The 15,002-nt window shown below is 59.4% G+C and carries 15 protein-coding genes; 9 read left to right on the top strand and 6 right to left on the bottom strand.

Going from position 1 to position 15,002, the window contains the following annotated elements:
* The first annotated feature begins 88 nt into the window (after positions 1 to 88).
* From NA619_RS10700 to NA619_RS10680, 5 genes are all read left to right on the top strand, one after another.
* Positions 89 to 1,273, top strand: a complete 1,185-nt coding sequence (locus NA619_RS10700; protein ID WP_255961850.1) for an amino acid ABC transporter permease — start codon at positions 89 to 91, stop codon at positions 1,271 to 1,273.
* Between the two features lie 10 nt (positions 1,274 to 1,283).
* Entirely contained in the window at positions 1,284 to 2,381 is a 1,098-nt protein-coding gene (locus NA619_RS10695; protein WP_255961849.1) for an amino acid ABC transporter permease, read from the top strand.
* 10 nt (positions 2,382 to 2,391) lie between these two features.
* Positions 2,392 to 3,168 (top strand): amino acid ABC transporter ATP-binding protein, encoded by a 777-nt coding sequence (locus NA619_RS10690; protein WP_255961848.1) that lies wholly within the window; start codon positions 2,392 to 2,394, stop codon positions 3,166 to 3,168.
* 181 nt (positions 3,169 to 3,349) lie between these two features.
* Positions 3,350 to 7,246, top strand: coding sequence for a phosphoribosylformylglycinamidine synthase (purL, locus tag NA619_RS10685; protein WP_255961847.1), 3,897 nt, complete (start codon positions 3,350 to 3,352; stop codon positions 7,244 to 7,246).
* A gap of 196 nt (positions 7,247 to 7,442) precedes the next feature.
* A complete protein-coding gene (locus NA619_RS10680; protein WP_255961846.1) occupies positions 7,443 to 7,760 on the top strand; it encodes a YqfO family protein in 318 nt (105 codons plus the stop codon).
* A gap of 73 nt (positions 7,761 to 7,833) precedes the next feature.
* Here NA619_RS10680 and NA619_RS10675 read toward each other — a convergent pair whose 3' ends face one another.
* From NA619_RS10675 to NA619_RS10660, 4 genes are all read right to left on the bottom strand, one after another.
* On the bottom strand, positions 7,834 to 8,262 hold the full coding sequence (locus NA619_RS10675; RefSeq protein WP_255961845.1) for an organic hydroperoxide resistance protein: 429 nt from the start codon (positions 8,260 to 8,262) through the stop codon (positions 7,834 to 7,836).
* A 141-nt stretch (positions 8,263 to 8,403) separates the two neighbouring features.
* A complete protein-coding gene (locus tag NA619_RS10670; protein ID WP_255961844.1) occupies positions 8,404 to 8,853 on the bottom strand; it encodes a MarR family winged helix-turn-helix transcriptional regulator in 450 nt (149 codons plus the stop codon).
* Positions 8,854 to 8,924: 71 nt separating this feature from the next.
* On the bottom strand, positions 8,925 to 9,425 hold the full coding sequence (locus tag NA619_RS10665; RefSeq protein ID WP_255961842.1) for a L,D-transpeptidase family protein: 501 nt from the start codon (positions 9,423 to 9,425) through the stop codon (positions 8,925 to 8,927).
* Between the two features lie 25 nt (positions 9,426 to 9,450).
* Positions 9,451 to 10,005 (bottom strand): NUDIX hydrolase, encoded by a 555-nt coding sequence (locus NA619_RS10660; RefSeq protein WP_255961841.1) that lies wholly within the window; start codon positions 10,003 to 10,005, stop codon positions 9,451 to 9,453.
* A 218-nt stretch (positions 10,006 to 10,223) separates the two neighbouring features.
* On the opposite strand from NA619_RS10660, the gene NA619_RS10655 reads away from it, so the two are divergent.
* Genes NA619_RS10655 through purT form a run of 4 tightly spaced genes read left to right on the top strand, consistent with a single transcriptional unit; the run spans position 10,224 to position 12,794 of the window.
* Positions 10,224 to 10,838, top strand: a complete 615-nt coding sequence (locus NA619_RS10655) for a CoA pyrophosphatase (RefSeq protein ID WP_255961840.1) — start codon at positions 10,224 to 10,226, stop codon at positions 10,836 to 10,838.
* A 2-nt stretch (positions 10,839 to 10,840) separates the two neighbouring features.
* Positions 10,841 to 11,365: a gamma carbonic anhydrase family protein gene (locus tag NA619_RS10650; protein WP_255961839.1), complete on the top strand. Its 525-nt coding sequence runs from the start codon at positions 10,841 to 10,843 to the stop codon at positions 11,363 to 11,365.
* Positions 11,362 to 11,553, top strand: coding sequence for a DUF1289 domain-containing protein (locus NA619_RS10645; RefSeq protein WP_255961838.1), 192 nt, complete (start codon positions 11,362 to 11,364; stop codon positions 11,551 to 11,553). Before NA619_RS10650 ends, NA619_RS10645 begins: the two co-directional genes overlap by 4 nt.
* A 59-nt stretch (positions 11,554 to 11,612) precedes the next feature.
* Positions 11,613 to 12,794 carry a formate-dependent phosphoribosylglycinamide formyltransferase gene (purT, locus tag NA619_RS10640; protein ID WP_255961837.1) on the top strand — a complete coding sequence of 394 codons (1,182 nt, stop codon included), beginning with the start codon at positions 11,613 to 11,615 and terminating at the stop codon, positions 12,792 to 12,794.
* Positions 12,795 to 12,819: 25 nt separating this feature from the next.
* On the opposite strand, the gene NA619_RS10635 is transcribed toward purT, so the two are convergent.
* Both NA619_RS10635 and NA619_RS10630 read right to left on the bottom strand, forming a co-directional pair.
* Complete coding sequence (locus NA619_RS10635; RefSeq protein WP_255961836.1) at positions 12,820 to 14,103, bottom strand: HlyC/CorC family transporter; 1,284 nt, start codon at positions 14,101 to 14,103, stop codon at positions 12,820 to 12,822.
* A 9-nt stretch (positions 14,104 to 14,112) separates the two neighbouring features.
* Positions 14,113 to 14,913 (bottom strand): cytochrome C assembly family protein, encoded by an 801-nt coding sequence (locus NA619_RS10630; protein ID WP_255961835.1) that lies wholly within the window; start codon positions 14,911 to 14,913, stop codon positions 14,113 to 14,115.
* Positions 14,914 to 15,002 lie beyond the last annotated feature (89 nt).

Raw genomic sequence — 15,002 nt, 5'->3', positions numbered from 1 at the left:
CCGAGCTGGGCCGGCGGTGTGCCGGCCTTGTTTCAAGGATGAGCCTTGCCGGTGCTAATGCACCGGCAGTGCCGTATGAGGTTTCTTGATGCGAACCATCGCCAAATCGGGGGCAACGCGCGGCTCGTTGCTTACGGATCCACAGGCGCGTGCCTGGCTGTTTCAGGTCATCGCCGTCATCACAGTCGTCGCAGTCGGCTGGTTTCTGTTTCACAACACTCAAACCAATCTCGCCCACCGGGGCATCACGTCAGGCTTCGGCTTTCTCGACAACGCAGCCGGTTTCGGTATCTCCCAGCATCTGATCGACTACAGCGAGAGCGACTCCTACGGGCGCGTCTTCTGGGTCGGCCTGCTCAATACCCTGCTGGTCAGCGTTGTCGGGATCATCCTGGCGACCATCATCGGCTTCATTCTCGGGGTGGCCCGGCTGTCTCCAAACTGGCTGATACGGCAGATCGCCACGGTCTATATCGAGACGTTCCGCAACATCCCGCCACTGCTACAGATCTTCTTCGTCTACTTCGCGGTGCTCGCGCCTTTGCCGGGTCCGCGAGATAGCCTGAGCCTGTGGGACGCAGTGTTCGTCAACAACCGCGGCGTGCAAATGCCATCACCCAGTGCAGCGGAAGGCTTCTGGCCGTTCTGGGTCGCGATGTTTGTGGCGCTGGTTGCGATTGTCATGCTCAACCGCTGGGCACGGGCGCGACGCCACGCTACCGGTCAGCCCTTTCCCGTGTTCTGGGTTAGCTTTGGGCTGTTCATCGGGATTCCGACGCTCTGCTCGCTACTGTTCGGTGCACCGTTTCTGTGGGAAGTCCCGGAGTTGCAGCGGTTCAACATTCGTGGCGGCTGGGTGGTGATCCCGGAGCTGGTTTCCATCGTTCTGGCGCTGTCGATCTATACCGCTGCCTTTATCGGTGAAACGGTTCGAGCGGGAATTCAGTCGGTCAGCCACGGCCAGACCGAGGCGGCTGCGTCCCTGGGCCTTCGACCAGGCCGGGTGCTACGTCTGGTGATCATTCCGCAGGCGATGAGGGTGATCATTCCGCCGCTGACCAGCCAGTACCTCAACCTGGCGAAGAACTCCTCGCTGGCAGCTGCCATCGGTTACCCCGACATGGTGTCGCTGTTTGCCGGCACGGTGCTGAATCAGACCGGTCAGGCCATCGAAACCATGGCCATCACCATGAGTGTGTATCTCGCCATCAGCATCAGCATTTCGCTTCTGATGAACTGGTACAACAAGCGCATTGCGCTGATCGAGCGGTAAGGACGAGCGCATGACAACTCATACTTTCAAACCGGACCTGCCGGCACCGTCCACCAATATCGGTGTGCTGGGCTGGATGCGGGCCAATCTGTTTTCCAGTTGGATCAATACGCTGCTGACGCTGGTCGGCGTCTACCTTATCTGGCTGACCGTTCCTCCTCTCATCGATTGGGCGATCATCAAGGCCGACTGGACTGGTGAGACTCGAGCCGACTGTTCCCGTGAGGGTGCATGTTGGGTCTTTGTGCAGACGCGCTTCAGCCAGTTCATGTATGGCTTCTATCCGCCGGAACTGCGCTGGCGGGTGGATGCCACGGCGTGGCTCGCCATCATCGGTGCAGCGCCGTTGTTTCTGCGGCAGATGCGACACAAGGGCAGCTACGGGATCGCCTTTCTGGTGATCTACCCGCTGGTTGCCTACTGGCTATTGCACGGCGGTTTTCTGGGGCTCGAAACTGTGCCGACCAGCCGCTGGGGCGGGCTGATGCTGACCATCGTCATCGCGGCGGTAGGCATCGCCGGGGCATTGCCACTGGGCATTCTGCTGGCGCTCGGGCGCCGCTCGAACATGCCGGCGATCCGCGTGCTTTGCGTCACCTTCATCGAGTTCTGGCGAGGCGTGCCGCTGATCACCGTGCTGTTCATGTCGTCAGTGATGCTGCCGTTGTTCCTGCCTGAGGGCATGAATCTCGACAAGCTCATGCGAGCCATGGTCATGGTGGTCTTTTTCGAGGCCGCCTATATAGCCGAGGTGGTGCGTGGCGGCCTGCAAGCGATTCCCAAGGGGCAATACGAGGCGGCTGCCGCGATGGGCCTGGGATACTGGCGCAGCATGGTTCTGGTGATTCTGCCGCAGGCGCTGACGATGGTGATCCCGGGCATCGTGAACACCTTCATCGCACTTTTCAAAGACACCAGCTTGGTGATCATCATCGGTCTGTTCGACTTCCTCAACAGCATCAAGCGCGCCACCTCGGATCCTGCATGGTTGGGCATGTCGACCGAAGGGTACGTGTTCGCAGCACTGGTTTACTGGATCTTCTGCTTTGGTATGTCGCGCTATTCCATGCATCTGGAACGCAAGCTCGACACCGGCCACCGGAATTAAGGACGACATCATGAACGACACTCGCATTCAATCCGAGCAGCCTGAGCGGGCCGGTGAACCGGTCATCCAGATGCAGGGCGTACACAAATGGTACGGGCAATTCCATGTCCTCAAGGACATCAACCTCAACGTCACCCAGGGCGAGCGCATTGTGTTGTGCGGACCATCGGGGTCTGGCAAGTCCACGACCATTCGTTGCCTCAATCGGCTGGAGGAACACCAGCAGGGACGCATCGTGATAAATGGTGAAGAGCTGACCAACGACCTCAAGCAGATCGAGGCGATCCGCAGTGAAGTCGGCATGGTGTTCCAGCACTTCAACCTGTTTCCGCATCTCACGGTTCTGCAGAACTGCACGCTTGCGCCGATGTGGGTGCGCAAGATGCCGCGGCGCCAGGCCGAGGAAATCGCCATGCATTATCTGGAGCGGGTTCGCATTCCAGAGCAGGCTGGCAAGTTTCCGGGGCAGTTGTCGGGCGGTCAGCAGCAGCGCGTCGCGATTGCCCGTGCGTTGTGCATGAAGCCGAAAATCATGCTCTTCGACGAACCAACCTCGGCGCTGGATCCCGAAATGGTCAAGGAAGTGCTGGATACTATGGTCGGTCTCGCGGAAAGCGGGATGACGATGCTTTGCGTAACGCACGAAATGGGTTTCGCGCGCACCGTCGCCGATCGGGTGATCTTCATGGATAAAGGTGAAATCGTGGAGGAGGCCGACCCGGAAACCTTCTTCACCACGCCGAGTAACGAGCGCACCAAGCTCTTCCTGAGCCAGATCCTGCACTGACAAGAATAGTCGCAAGCTGCAAGCCACAAGCGTTCAGCAATCGCATAACAGATGAAGACGCTTGACCGTATCTGGATGACAGTCCAGATACGGATTCGCTTGCAGCCGGTCTTAGCCTCGGACGCTGTCATGGGCTAGAATACGCGGCCCGACTGCTCCCCCCTCCGAGGCTGTTCCGACGATGTTGATCTTGCGCGGCGCTCCCGCTCTTTCCGCCTTCCGTCACGGTAAGCTCCTGGCACAACTGACCGCAAAGGTCCCCGCTGTTAGCGGGTTGTACGCCGAGTTTGCTCATTTCGCCGAAGTATCCGGCACGCTTGGCGCGGACGAGGAGCAAGTGCTCGCCCGGCTGTTGAAATATGGCCCAAGCGTACCGGTACAGGAGCCAGCCGGCCGGCTGTTTCTCGTGATTCCCCGTTTCGGGACCATCTCACCCTGGTCAAGCAAGGCCAGCGACATCGCTCGCAACTGCGGCCTCGAGAAGATCCAGCGGCTCGAACGCGGCATCGCCTACTACGTGGCCGGAGAAATATCTGACGCCGACGCAGCACGGATCGCCGCGGTGCTGCATGACCGCATGACTCAGCTTGTGCTCGCGCAATTCGAAGACGCCGCGGATCTGTTCAGCCATGCCCAGCCGCGGTCTTTGACCGCCGTTGATGTACTCGGTGGCGGTCGCGCTGCATTGGAACAGGCAAACGTTGCTCTGGGCCTGGCGTTGGCTGATGACGAGATCGACTATCTGGTGACCAGCTTCAGCGACCTTGGGCGCAACCCGCACGACATCGAACTGATGATGTTTGCCCAGGCAAATTCGGAACATTGCCGTCACAAGATCTTCAATGCCAGCTGGGACATCGACGGCGAAAGCCAGGAAAAGTCGCTGTTCGGTATGATCAAGAACACCTTCCAGTTGCATGGCGAAGGCGTGTTGTCGGCCTACAAGGACAACGCCGCCGTAATCGTCGGCAACGTGGCGGGGCGCTTTTATCCGAATCCGGACACAGGTGAGTACGCGGCCAGCCAAGAGCCGGTGCACATCCTGATGAAGGTGGAGACTCATAACCACCCGACGGCTATTGCACCGTTCCCCGGCGCCGCTACCGGCTCTGGCGGTGAAATTCGTGACGAAGGCGCTACCGGCCGCGGCGCCAAGCCTAAAGCCGGCCTGACCGGTTTCACCGTTTCCAATCTGAACATCCCGGGTTTCGAACAACCTTGGGAAGTCCCATACGGCAAGCCCGAACGCATAGTCACGCCACTGGACATCATGATCGAAGGGCCGCTCGGCGGCGCAGCGTTCAACAACGAGTTCGGACGGCCCGCGCTGAGTGGTTATTTCCGCACCTTCGAGCAGTCGATCAGCACCCCACATGGCGATGAAGTCCGCGGTTATCACAAGCCGATCATGCTCGCTGGCGGCATGGGCAACATCCGCGAAGATCATGTGCAGAAAGCCAAGATTTCGGTCGGCGGCAAGCTGATCATGCTGGGTGGGCCGGCAATGCTCATCGGTCTGGGCGGAGGCGCAGCCTCGTCGATGGCCACCGGCAGCAGCTCGGCGGATCTCGACTTCGCCTCGGTGCAGCGCGACAACCCGGAGATGGAGCGCCGCTGTCAGGAAGTTATCGACCGCTGCTGGCAGCTGGGCGATAAGAACCCGATCAAGTTCATCCATGACGTCGGTGCTGGCGGCCTGTCCAACGCTTTCCCTGAGCTGGTCAACGATGGCGGCCGAGGCGGGCGCTTCGAGTTGCGCAATGTGCCAAATGACGAACCCGGCATGGCGCCGCACGAGATCTGGTGCAACGAGTCCCAGGAACGCTACGTGTTGTCAGTCGATGCGGCTGATTTGGAGCGGTTCGAGGCCATCTGCAAGCGCGAGCGCTGCCCCTTTGCCGTAGTAGGTGAAGCCACAGCCGAGCCTCACCTGACGGTTTCCGATAGCCATTTCGGTAACGACCCGGTCGATATGCCCCTCAACGTTCTGCTGGGCAAGGCGCCGCGCATGCACCGCAGCGCGAGCCGAGAAGCTGAGCTGGGCGACGACTTCGCGGCCGAGCAGGTTGACCTGTCGGAGGCGATCAGTCGCGTGCTGCGCCACCCTGCCGTGGCCAGTAAAAACTTTCTGATCACAATCGGTGACCGCAGCATCACCGGTATGGTGGCGCGCGACCAGATGGTCGGCCCCTGGCAAGTGCCTGTGGCCGACTGCGCGGTAACCTCGACCAGCTATGACGTCTATACCGGCGAAGCCATGGCCATGGGCGAACGCACGCCGCTGGCGCTGCTTGATGCACCTGCGTCCGGGCGGATGGCGATTGGCGAAACCCTGACCAACCTTGCGGCTGCGCGCATCGAAAAGCTTTCCGACATCAAACTTTCCGCCAACTGGATGGCCGCCGCCGGTCATCCCGGCGAAGACGCTCGCCTCTTTGACACGGTCAAGGCGGTTGGCATGGAGCTGTGCCCGGAGCTGGGTATTACCATTCCGGTCGGCAAGGATTCCATGTCCATGAAGACCCGGTGGAGCGAAGAGGGTGTCGACAAAAGTGTGACCTCGCCGCTTTCGCTGGTGGTATCCGGCTTCGCGCCGGTGGTGGACATCCGGCAGACCCTGACGCCGCAGCTGCGGCTCGACAAAGGCGAAACCGACCTCGTGCTGATCGACCTGGGTCGTGGGCAGAACCGTATGGGTGCATCGATTCTGGCGCAGGTTTATGGCCAGATGGCACGACAAGCCCCTGACGTCGATGATGCCGAAGACCTTCAGGCATTCTTCGCCGTGATCCAGGGGCTCAACGCCGACGGTCTGCTGCTGGCTTACCATGACCGTTCCGACGGAGGCCTGCTGACCACGGCGCTGGAAATGGCGTTCGCTGGTCATTGCGGACTCAATTTGAATCTCGACGCATTGGTCGAGTCGGCGGCGCAGATTCCCGCCGCTTTGTTCAACGAAGAGTTGGGCGCGCTGGTTCAGGTTCGCCAGGGCGATACTGAAGTGGTACTCGCTCAGTTCAGTGCAGCAGGCTTAGCCGACTGCGTGTCGGTGATTGGTCAGCCGGTTAATAACGGCCATGTTGCGATAAAGTTCGAGGGAATGGATGTCTTCTCGGGTGATCGCCGTCTGCTGCAGCGGCAGTGGTCGGAGACCAGCTATCAGATTCAGCGGCTCCGGGATAACGCAGACTGCGCCGACCAGGAATTCGACGCACTGCTTGAAGAAGATAATCCCGGCCTGAGCATCACCTTGGGGTTCGACGTCAACGACGACATCGCTGCGCCGTATATCAAGCGTGGCGTGCGACCAGAAGTGGCAATCCTGCGGGAGCAGGGCGTCAATGGTCAGACCGAAATGGCGGCAGCCTTCGACCGCGCCGGCTTTGCTGCGGTCGACGTGCACATGAGTGACATCCTGTCCGGGCGCATCAGTCTTGAGCGTTTCAAGGGGATGGTCGCGTGTGGCGGCTTCTCCTATGGCGACGTGCTGGGCGCAGGTGAAGGCTGGGCCAAGTCGATTCTGTTCAATAGCCGCGCCCGTGAGGATTTCATCAACTTCTTCGAGCGTAAGGACAGCTTCGCGTTGGGCGTCTGCAATGGCTGTCAGATGCTGTCCAATCTTCATGAGCTGGTGCCTGGAAGTGAATCCTGGCCGCACTTCGTCCGCAACCGGTCGGAGCAATTCGAAGCGCGTGTCGCCATGGTGCAGGTACAGGATTCGGCTTCGATCTTCCTGAAAGGTATGGCCGGCTCGCGTCTGCCGATCGCGATCGCCCATGGCGAAGGCCACGCGGAGTTCGAAAGCGAGGAAGCGTTGCTCGAAGCTGATCTCTCAGGGACCGTTGCGCTGCGTTACGTCGATAACCATGGCAAGGTTACCGAGCGCTACCCGGCCAACCCTAGCAGCTCTCCGCGAGGCATCACCGGCCTGACGACCCGCGACGGCCGCGTCACCATCATGATGCCGCACCCTGAACGAGTGTTCCGGGCCGTGACCAACTCCTGGCGCCCGGATGAGTGGCAGGAAGATGGCGGCTGGATGCGTATGTTCCGTAACGCTCGGGTCTGGGTGGATTGAGGCCTGACTGAGTGAAAGGAGCCCGAAGCGCTTAAGCGTTTCGGGCTTTTTCTTGTCTGAGAATCAGTCGACTGATACGCCGAACCAAGCACCGGGGCGGGCGTCTCATTGACTTGAGGCGCGTTGAAGACCTGAGCCTGAATATGTTCCATGCGGCGGGGATAGGGCGCCCTGACCATCCTGTGCGGAGATGTTGATGTACAAGCTGTGTTTCTATGTTCCGGAAAGCCATCTGGACGCGGTTAAGAAAGCGGTTTTTGCGGCGGGTGCGGGACGGATCGGCAGCTACGACAGTTGTTGCTGGCAGGTCCTTGGGCATGGCCAGTATCGGCCTCTCGAAGGCAGTAAACCGTTTCTGGGCCATGTTGGCCAATTACAGTCAGTGTCTGAGTGGAAGGTCGAAATGGTAGTCGCAGACGAGCTGATTCACGACAGCGTCAAGGCGCTCAAGCATGCCCATCCCTATGAGACACCAGCGTTCGAAGTGTGGCGGCTGACAGACATGCAGTTCTGAAAGGCGCTAAACAAGAAACCCCGGCCTGTTGCGAGGCCGGGGTTTCTTTATGGAAAGGCTATTGCCGACACAGTCATACGCTAACGTTGAGTCGCACTTCGATATTGCCGCGGGTGGCGTTCGAGTACGGGCAGACTTTATGAGCGGCTTCGGTCAGTTGCTCCGCTGCGGTCTGCTCAAGGCCTGGCAGGCTGACGTTCAGCTCCACTTCCAGCCCGAACCCACCGGGGATCTGGCCAATGCCTACCTTACCTGTAACTGTGGTCTCGGCGGGCAGCGGTTGTTTCTGCTGTCCGGCAACGAATTTGAGGGCGCCGATGAAACAAGCTGAATAACCAGCCGCAAAGAGCTGCTCGGGGTTGGTGCCGTCGCCCCCCTGACCACCTAGCTCGCGTGGTGTGGAAAGCTTGACGTCCAGCACATTGTCAGAGGATACGGCACGACCATCGCGCCCGCCTGTTGCAGTAGCGGTTGCAGTGTAAAGCGGCTTGAGAGTTTGCATGGCTCGTTTCCTCGTATGTGTGAATCAGGTGAAATGAATGTAGCGCGATAATATTTATCGCGCAAGATAAATGCTCAAGCGATATTTTTGCTCCCTCTTCGGGTGCATTGCTTCGGTGAAGTTAAGTGTGGTTTCGGACAGTCAGTCGCTTTTCAGCAATCCATTGCGCAGTGAAACAAGCTGGTCGCGGAGAGCCAGTAAGGCTTCTGGCGTTTGGCCGGTGCACTCGAGCATGCAGGCTGGGAAGTCGCGAGCGCGCTCCTCGAGGTCACGTCCGGCCTCAGTGAGGTGCAGCTGCACCACGCGCTCGTCGTTGCTGCTGCGGGTCCGGCTGATCAGGCCTTCTGCTTCCAGCCGCTTGAGTAGCGGCGTTAGGGATCCGGGCTCGGTCAGAAGTCGAGCACTGATGTCCCCAACCGTTATGCCATCCCGCTCCCAAAGCACCAGCATCGCCAGGTACTGCGGGTAGGTCAGGCCGATGCGCTGGAGGAGGGGCTTGTACGCCTTGGTCATCTGCAACGATGCGGAATAGAGGGCGAAACACAGCTGGTTGTCCAGCTGCAGCTGTTCGTTGGAACGCGTCTTCTTCATGGGGGGCCGGGGCGAGGTGAGTGGCTTCACGTTATCGCGCTGCCTGGCTTGATGCCAGCTCGACGGTTTGGTCAGGGGCGGATTTCGATCAGCGTGCCGTTCTTAACAAGGTTCCAGATCTCGCGCATGTCGTCGTTCTTCAAGGCGATACAGCCTTCGGTCCAGTCGAGCGTATGGAAGAACCATTCGGGATATTCCTCATCCAGCGGGGTGCCGTGAAGCATGATCATGCTGCCGGGGCGCGCGCCTTCGCGGCTGGCACGGGCCAGGTCCTTGGCATTGGGATAAGAGATGTGCATCGCCAGGTTGTATTTGTCGGAGTTCTTGCGCCAGTCGATCCAGTAAAAACCCTCGGGGGTACGCTGATCGCCTTCGCGCTCTTTAGGACCTGATTGCTTGCCAAGCGATACCCGATAACTCTTCATCGTGGTGCCGCGGCTGATGAGATGAAGCTGGCGCTCGGATTTGACCACCAGGACCTTGTCGATGAAGGTGTCATCGAATGCCGGCGCGGCGGTGGCGTGGGTGAGGGCAGCAAACGTAAAGCAGAAGATCGCAAACAGCCAGCGCATGGAGCTTTCCTGAATCCTTACGACATCAGACCTGTCTGCGCGCCACTCGCATTGCTTCGATGGCTTCGTTACGCACCGGGAAGGTCTGCTGCACCCGGTCGGCGAAAAAGTATTCTAGGGTACGCCCAACGGTCGGGAAAGCGAGCTCTGACCAAGGGATCTCAGCCTGTCGGAAAAGCCTGACTTCAAGGCTTTCGTCTCCTGCACAGAAATGCTCGTCGATCAGTGCTGCTCTAAAGAACATGTACACCTGGTTGATGTGGGGCAGATCGAAAAGGGTGTAAAGCGCCAGATCGGAAACCCTGGCGCAAGCTTCTTCCAAGGTCTCTCTCACCGCGGCTTCTTGCACCGTTTCGCCGTTTTCCATGAAGCCAGCCGGGAGCGTCCAGTAGCCGCGCCTGGGCTCAATTGCGCGGCGGCAGAGCAATACATGATCTTCCCAGACCGGCAGGCAGCCGGCGACGATACGTGGATTCTGATAATGAACCGTCTCGCAGGATGCACAGACGAAACGGGATCTGTTGTCACCTTCAGGCACACGTTCAACAATCGAACCGCCGCATTGGCTGCAGAATTTCATCAGGATTCCTTAGGGATATCGGGCGCAAGAAGGGCGTGATAAGGCTGATCCGACTATCGCTAGGAGGCGTGTCTGCCGCAAGAGGTTTTGTGAATCCGGAACGATCTAGGCGAGTGGAGCGAATCAAGCATCGCTGGCACCGGCTTTCGCCTTCACCTGTCTTGGGCACCTTGCTGATTCATGCCATGATGCCCGTTAAAGACAAATAGAGAAGTTTCATGCTGGACAAGATTCTCCAACGGGTGCGTGACTACTCTCCGCATCTTCTGGAGCCGGAAGGACGGATGCCTGAAGCGGCCGTGTTGATGCCAATCACCCGGGGCGATTCGCCGGAACTGGTACTCACCCTGCGAGCCAGCGGCCTCTCTACCCACGGCGGGGAGGTGGCCTTCCCCGGCGGCCGGCGTGATCCAGAAGACCGAGACCTCATCCATACCGCGCTGCGGGAGGCCGAGGAAGAAGTCGGCCTTGCGCCTGGCATTGTGGAGGTCGTTGGGCCGCTCAGCAGTCTCGTTTCCCTGCACGGCATTCATGTCACGCCCTACGTCGGTATCGTTCCCGATTATGTCGAATACCGGCCAAACGACGCGGAAATCGCATCGGTATTCTCCGTTCCCCTGGACTTCTTTTGCCAGGACGTACGTGAGGTGACCCATCGGATCGACTATCAGGGTGGCGCCTGGTACGTCCCCTCCTACCGCTACGGTGAATACAAAATCTGGGGACTGACGGCCATCATGATCGTCGAGCTGGTTAATCTGGTGTATGACGCCGGGATTGAAATGCGACGTCCACCGGCTTCATATGTTGATCTGAGCAGAAAGAGGACGTGACCGTGAAATATCGTCTGGGTGATTCCCGTGTAGAAACCCACCCGCAGAGCTGGGTCGCGCCGGGTGCCACGCTGGTTGGCAAGATCCGCCTGGAGGCGGGCGCCAATGTCTGGTTCGGCGCGGTGCTGCGCGGTGACAACGAGCTCATCCACATAGGGGAGAACAGCAACGTGCAGGACGGTAGCGTCATGCATACCGACATGGGGTATCCGTTGACGCTGGGTACAGGCGTTACGGTTGGCCACAACGCCATGCTGCACGGCTGCACCGTAGGCGATTACAGTCTGGTCGGAATCAATGCGGTGATTCTCAACGGCGCCAAAATCGGCAAGTACTGCATCATTGGCGCCAATACGCTCATCGCCGAAGGCAAGGAAATTCCTGACGGGTCACTGGTGGTGGGTTCACCCGGCAAGGTTGTGCGCGAACTGACCGAGCAGCAGAAGAAAATGCTCGAAGCGAGCGCCGCTCACTATGTACACAACGCTCAGCGCTACGCGCGGGATCTTGTGGAGCAGGACGATTGACCTCTGTGGACAAGCCGGTCGCTTCTCCATGCGTGAGCGTCTGTGCGTTGGGCGAAGACGATATCTGTACTGGCTGCCAGCGCAGCATCGACGAGATCCGTCGCTGGAGCCGGATGGATAATCTGGAACGACGTCAGGTATTGCTGCGCTGCCATGAGCGCGCCCGTACAAGCGGGCTGCTCTTCTAGCGCACAAGGCCCGAGCATCGATGACCTTACATTCAAAACTTTGCATATCGAGGAATGTCATGCCCCGAATTGGTACGCCGCTGTCCGCCAGCGCTACCCGCGTGCTGCTCTGCGGTTCCGGTGAGCTCGGTAAGGAGCTGGTAATCGAGCTTCAGCGCCTTGGCGTGGAGGTCATAGCGGTGGACCGCTACGCCAATGCGCCGGCCATGCAGGTTGCGCATCGGCATCATGTCGTTGATATGCTCGATGGCGCGGCGTTGCGCGCGATCATCGAGCAGGAAAAGCCCCATTTCATCGTGCCTGAGATCGAGGCGATCGCTACCGCCACTCTGGTCGAACTGGAGAGCGAAGGCTGTACGGTAATCCCGACCGCCCGTGCGGCACAGCTCACCATGAACCGTGAGGGCATCCGTCGCCTGGCGGCCGAAGAGTTGGGGTTGCCTACCTCACCTTATCGCTTTGCCGATTCCCTGGAAGAGTGTCGCGCGGCGACTGGCGTGCTTGGATTTCCATGCCTGATCAAGCCGGTCATGAGCTCGTCTGGCAAAGGTCAGTCGATTCTGCGGAGCGAGGACGATGTCCTGTCGGCATGGGATTACGCTCAGGCAGGCGGAAGGGCCGGGAAGGGGCGTGTGATCGTTGAAGGCTTCATCGATTTCGACTATGAGATCACCCTGCTGACGGTGCGCCACGCGGGTGGAACGACCTTTTGCCAGCCAGTCGGCCATCGCCAGGAAAAAGGCGACTATCAAGAGTCGTGGCAGCCCCAGCCGATGACGGCTGGCGCCAGGGCTGAAGCAGAGCGCATTGCGCTGGCGGTCACTGATGCATTGGGTGGCCGCGGCATCTTTGGCGTGGAGCTGTTCGTCAAAGGTGACAAGGTGTGGTTCTGTGAAGTGTCCCCAAGACCGCATGACACCGGCCTGGTCACGCTTATCTCTCAGGATCTTTCCGAGTTCGCCCTGCATGCCCGAGCAATCCTCGGTCTGCCAATACCTGCGATTCGGCAATTCGGGCCATCCGCCTCGGCGGTGTTGCTGGTCGAAGGAGAATCAGAGCAGGTGAGCTTCGGAAATCTGGCCGCCGCTATGGCTGAGCCTGATACCGCCGTGCGCCTGTTCGGCAAGCCTGCCGTTAGCGGGCAGCGTCGCATGGGGGTGGCGCTGGCTCGCGACGAATCGATCGAAGCTGCGCGCGCCAAGGCGTTACGGGCAGCCTCGGCTATCGATACTCAACTCTAACGCCCGCGTAGGGCAGTGACGCTGATCACGATGCGTCAACTGCTGCCTGGGTGTCCTCGACTACCCAGGCGCGTACGCTTTTGACCCGGTTGTCAGCGGCTTGCAGGATTTCCAGCCGGTACTGATTGATCTGTAAGCAGATGCCGCTATCCGGAATGTGCTCAAGCGCTTCGGTTATCAAGCCGTTGATGGTTTTCGGACCATCGCACGGAAGCTGCCAGCCCAGCGCGCGGTTCACTTCGCGCAGATAGGCAGCCCCGTCGATCACCAGCGTGCCGTCGTCTTGCGGGTGTATGTCAGGGCTGCGCAGCGCGTCCTGATTGCTGAATTCGCCCACGATCTCTTCAAGAATGTCTTCCAGCGTGACGATCCCCAGTACGTCGCCGTATTCATCGACAACGATGCCGATGCGCCTTTTCTGCTTTTGAAAGTTCACCAGCTGCGTAGATAAGGGGGTGTTTTCGGGGATGAAGTAGGGTTCGTCGCAGGCGTCCAGCAGGCTTTCCCGGGTCAGCTGGTCGTGGCTGAGCAGGCGCGCAATCTGGCGCATGTGCACGATGCCTTCAATCTGGTTGATGTCCTTGCGAAACACAGGAAGGCGGGTATGTGGCGTGGTTCGCAACTGGGTCACGATGGTTTCAAGATCGTCGTCGAGATCGATGCCGGCAACCTCGTTGCGCGGAATCATGATGTCGTCGACCGTCACCCGTTCGAGATCCAGGATGCCAAGCAGCATGCTCTGCCGCTTCATCGGCATATCGCTTCCAGACTCGTGCACAACACTACGGAGCTCTTCGGTGGTGAGGCTGTCGTTGCCCTTGTTGGACAAGTCGACGCCAAGCAGCCTGAGCAGACCATTGCTGATCCAGCTCAGCAGGGCCACCAGTGGATATAGCACTTTCTGCAGCAGGAGCAGTGGAAGGCTGACAGGGTAAGCAACTGCCTCTGGCCGCAAAGCGGCGAGGGTCTTGGGGGTGATTTCACCAAAGATGAGCAGGACAATTGTCAGGCCTATGGTCGCGATCGCAATGCCGGCTTCGCCCCACAGCTTTATGGCCAGGACAGTAGCTATCGCCGACGCAAGGATGTTGACGAAGTTGTTGCCGACCAGAATGGTCCCGAGCAATCGGTCCGGTCTTTCGAGCAGCGCGCTGGCACGTTTTGCGCCGCGATGCCCTTCCTTGGCCTGGTGCCTCAAGCGGTACCGATTAAGGCTGAGCATCCCGGTTTCGGAGCTGGAAAAGAAAGCCGAACACAACAACAGGAAGACCAGCATGCCGACCAGAAAGCCGGGGTGTAGATTCTCCACGTGGTGGTCCTAGATATGCAGGATGAATTCGCGGACTAGCTTGCTGCCGAAGTAGGCCAGCATCAGCAGACAGAAGCCTGCCAGTGTCCAGCGGATGGCCTTGTAGCCTCGCCAGCCGAGTTTGTGGCGGCCCCACAGCAACAAACCAAAAACGACCCAGGCAGTTACCGACAGCAGCGTCTTATGCACCAGATGCTGAGCTAAGAGGTTGTCGAGGAACAGCCAGCCCGAAATCAGCGACGCCGAGAGCAGTAGCCAGCCAGCCAGCAGAAAGCCGAAAAGCAGGCTCTCCATCGTTTGGAGCGGTGGAAAGTTCTTGATGAGTCCGGATGGGTGCTTGTGCTTGAGGTGGTGATCCTGCAGCAGCAGAAGCAGGGACTGGAACACCGCAATCGTGAGCATGCCGTACGCAAGGATTGAAAACAGGATGTGAGCAAGAATGCCCGGCTCCTCGCTGATGGCCGGCGCGGTGCCCGATGGCGCGAACTGCGCGAATAGCACCGTCAGGCAGCCCAGCGGAAATAGCAGCAACAGCAGGTTCTCGACCGGCATGCGGTGAAGTGCCAGCAGAATCAGCAGGATCACAGCAGCTGCGATCAGGCTCGAGGCGGTGAAGAAATCAAGGTGCAGGCCATTTGGCGACAGCAGCTGGATGAACAGGCTCACCCCGTGCGCAATGAGAGCCAGGGCGCCAAGGGCCAGAAGCAGACGTTTGTCCGGGACGGTGCGTTGCGCCAGGCGCAGGCCTTGATATCCGGTGACGCCGGCGTAAAGGCAAGCGGCAGCTAAGCTCGGGAGCAGAGGGTGCATAGGTCTGTTAGCAGGCTCGAAAGGCGTTGAGTGTGGCACAAAGACAGGATGCACAAAAGTGTGTGAACCGCGCAGTCTGTTAAGGGCAT

Source organism: Stutzerimonas stutzeri, assembly GCF_024448895.1.
In the GTDB taxonomy this organism is placed as follows: Bacteria; Pseudomonadota; Gammaproteobacteria; order Pseudomonadales; family Pseudomonadaceae; genus Stutzerimonas; species Stutzerimonas stutzeri_Q.
The sequence above is the reverse complement of the archived record's forward strand: the minus strand, read 5'-3'. Positions and strand labels throughout refer to the sequence as shown.